Origin of the sequence: Methylobacterium organophilum (genome assembly GCF_022179465.1) — a bacterium.
Classification (GTDB): domain Bacteria; phylum Pseudomonadota; class Alphaproteobacteria; order Rhizobiales; family Beijerinckiaceae; genus Methylobacterium; species Methylobacterium organophilum.
This window is the reverse complement of sequence record NZ_BPQV01000072.1, coordinates 1-242: the sequence shown is the minus strand read 5'-3', so window position 1 is coordinate 242 and position 242 is coordinate 1. Positions and strand designations below refer to the sequence as shown.

Below are 242 nucleotides of genomic sequence, written 5' to 3'. Positions count from 1 at the left end.
CATGGAAGTGGGCACGCTCGCGCCGGACTTCGCCCTGCCTGACCAGGAGGGCCGCACCCACCGCCTCTCCGACTACCGGGGGCGGTGGGTGGTCCTTTACTTCTACCCCAAGGACGACACCCCCGGGTGCACCAAGGAGGCCTGCGGCTTCCGGGACCAGATGGGAAGCCTCAAGGCCCTGGACGCGGTGGTCCTCGGGGTCTCGGCGGACGACGTGGAAAGCCACAAGCGCTTCGCCGAGA

The 242-nt window shown here is 69.0% G+C and carries 1 protein-coding gene; it reads left to right on the top strand.

The genetic code is table 11. The annotated features are described in order from the left end of the window. Positions 1–242 (top strand): peroxiredoxin (locus tag MFF21_RS23835; RefSeq protein ID WP_238315061.1); only part of this gene is annotated, 242 nt, incomplete at both ends.